Raw genomic sequence first — 2905 nt, forward strand, 5'->3', positions numbered from 1 at the left:
GCTCAATGAACGAGCGACACCAGCTATGAAGAAGCAGGTGGACGCCAGTTCCTACACCACGCCCCGGGACACTACCTCCGTCCGGCGTCGGATCGATAATTTTCGATATCAGGAACCATACCGTCCCGTTCCGGTTCGTACGCAGTGAATTAGCATGCCGGGCTGTTCCCGGATTGCCTCGCGCCTCGTGGAAGTACGGCATTATGACCATCCAATTAAAGCCACTTGCAGAGCAACGCATCGTTATAACGGGAGCGAGCTCAGGCATCGGGCTTGCGACCGCACGCATGGCTGCCTCGCGCGGCGCGCGCGTGCTGCTGGCGGCCCGGGATGAGACCGCACTCCACGAGATTTGCCGCAGGATTGAGCGTGATGGCGGAACGGCGGAGTATCTGGCGACGGACGTGGGGTCCGAGGATGCCGTCCAGCAGCTTGCCGGGCGTGCACTCGAGCGCTTCGGCGGCTTCGACACTTGGGTGAACGTCGCAGGCATCGGGCTGGTGGGCCCGCTCAGGGACATCCAGACGGAAGATCATCGCCGCGTCTTCGACACGAACTACTGGGGCGTGGTGTACGGCTCGCTCGCGGCCGCACATCATTTCCGTGAACGGAAGACGGCCGGCGCAATCATCAATCTCGGGTCCGCAGCGTCGGACATTCAGGTGCCGTTCGCCGCTCCCTATGCGGCGACGAAGTTCGCCATCAAGGGATTCACCGATTCCCTGCGTATCGAGTTGATGCAGGAGAAGCTGCCGGTCGGCGTTACCCTGATCAAGCCGAGCACGATCGACACCGGCTTTTTCGAGCACGCCAGGACGACCTCAGGTGCGCCGCTCAAAGCTCCACCGCCGCGTTACAGCCCCGACGTAGTCGCGCGTGCGATCCTGTATGCGGCGGAGCACCCCAAGCGCTCCATACCCGTCGGCAGCGCCGCGGCCTTCGGCGGAACCCTTGCGTGGCTGTTTCCCGGACTTACCGAGCGCGCACTCAGCATGGTTGGTCCGGAGGCGGTGGCAGATCGCGAGCACCCGCGAGAAGGTCCGGATGCCCTTCGCGGCGTTCCCGACGAGGGCCAGGAACGCTCGGGCTGGTATGCCGCGCGCACCTTCAGCGTGACGACCGCGGCTCAGACGCATCCTGTCGGGACCTTGGCGTTAGCACTCGTGCTCTCCGGACTGACGGTGGCCACGATCCCGTCGGTCAGGCGTCGCCTCGGTTGGTCCAAGAGCTAGCACCGTTACTATGAACAAACCGCTCCAGATTCACCGGAGGCTCCGCGCCTGATCGCAAGGAAAAATCCCAACTTTGGTGGTTATCGCGTCCAGAGCGGGGGAAGCGATAATCGTAGAGTGCAGCGGTTCAACACGGAGGCAAGGCCGAGATCTTTGGCTATCGCACCACCTTCGTCGATTGCGGAGCTGGGGAACGCAATCGGTTTCGAGGGAGAGGCACGGTCGCAGGATCCTCCACCTCTACATAGTCGCCGGCGATCAGGCGCGCGCCGCGGTCATAGGTCAGGTAGCGCCAGAGCCACTGCGCAGAGACGAGGAAACGGTGCTGGAAGCCTACCAGAAGGTAGACGTGGATAACCGCCCAAGCGAGCCAAGCGAACCACCCCTTCACCTGAAAGTTCCCCTTCTCGAAGACCGCGGCGTGCCGGCCGACGATCGCGGTGTTCCCCCGGTCATGATAACGGAAGGGCACCAACCGCTCGCTACTCTGAATGTGCGTTGCCAGCGAGCGGCCGAGATGCACGCCCTGCTGCTTGGCGACCTGTGCGAGGCCCGGCAGTGCCTTACCATCCTCGCCGGTGAAGACCGCCACGTCGCCTAGGGCGAAGACGTTCTCCTGACCCCGCACGGCCAGCCTTCCGTCTACCGCTATGCGACCGGCGCGATCTGTCTCGCCGAGCTGCCTCGCAAGCGGAGACGCCGCGACGCCGGCCGCCCAGATTACCAGGCCCACCGGCACCTCCTCTCCGGCGATGCTGACCCAGTTTGGACCGACGTTCTCCACTGTCTCGCCACTCCGAACATGCACCCCGAGACGCTCCAGTCGCGCCTTCGCGTAGACAGAGATGTCTTCCGAGAAGCCCGAGAGTAGCCGCGGTCCGGCTTCCACCAGCGTGATCCGCGTGACTTTGGGGTCGATGCTGCGGAAGTCCCGGGCAAGCGTGTAGCGGCTCAGCTCTGCGATCGCGCCCGCGAGCTCTACCCCCGTCGGGCCGCCGCCGATGATCGCAACATTGAGCAGGCGCTGACGCTCTAAGGGGTCGGTCGTTCGTTCCGCCCGTTCGAACGTCAGCAGAAGCTGCGATCTGATCTGGCGGGCATCCTCGATCGTCTTCAGGCCCGGCGCCCATTGCGCCCATTCGTCGCGGCCGAAGTACCCGTGCCCCGCTCCGCTGGCGAGTACGAGGTAGCGGTAGCCGAGCCGATGCCCGGAGGTCATCCTGACCTCTCGCGCCTTCACGTCGATGTCCGAAACCTCGCCAAAGAGTACCTGGACCGACTTCTGGCGGCGCAGTACCTTGCGGATCGGCTCCGCTACATCTGTCGCCGATAGGGCTGCGGTCGCCACCTGGTAGAGAAGCGGCTGGAACAGATGGTGGTTGTGCCGGTCGATGATGGTTGTGGCGATCCCAGCCTTTCCAAGCCCCTTAGCAACCTCTAGGCCGCCGAATCCAGCCCCGATGATGATGACCTCCGGACCAGGCAGCGGAGGTGTTTCGCTCGAGCCGACGTCTGTATGTTTTGCATTCACTGTCTTTTCCTCTCTCCACGCCGCCTACCTCCGCCGGAGAACGAGCGAAGTTTCTGCTGTTGCAAGGTATCCGTCCGTTGTGACTGCTCTGACGGTGAGCCTCTGCTGTCGATAATGTCCATGATCGATAATGGACATCTTG

2 protein-coding genes are annotated in these 2905 nt (G+C 63.4%); one reads left to right on the top strand and one right to left on the bottom strand.

The genetic code is table 11. The features are described from left to right. Positions 1–203: 203 nt before the first annotated feature. Positions 204–1232, top strand: a complete 1029-nt coding sequence (locus tag Q1A87_RS23165; RefSeq protein WP_299657132.1) for an SDR family oxidoreductase — start codon at positions 204–206, stop codon at positions 1230–1232. Positions 1233–1389: 157 nt separating this feature from the next. Here Q1A87_RS23165 and Q1A87_RS23170 read toward each other — a convergent pair whose 3' ends face one another. Next, entirely contained in the window at positions 1390–2763 is a 1374-nt protein-coding gene (locus Q1A87_RS23170; RefSeq protein ID WP_299657135.1) for an NAD(P)/FAD-dependent oxidoreductase, read from the bottom strand. Positions 2764–2905: the final 142 nt, after the last annotated feature.

The sequence above is a fragment of the uncultured Jannaschia sp. genome, assembly GCF_947494055.1.
Lineage (GTDB): Bacteria > Pseudomonadota > Alphaproteobacteria > Rhodobacterales > Rhodobacteraceae > Jannaschia.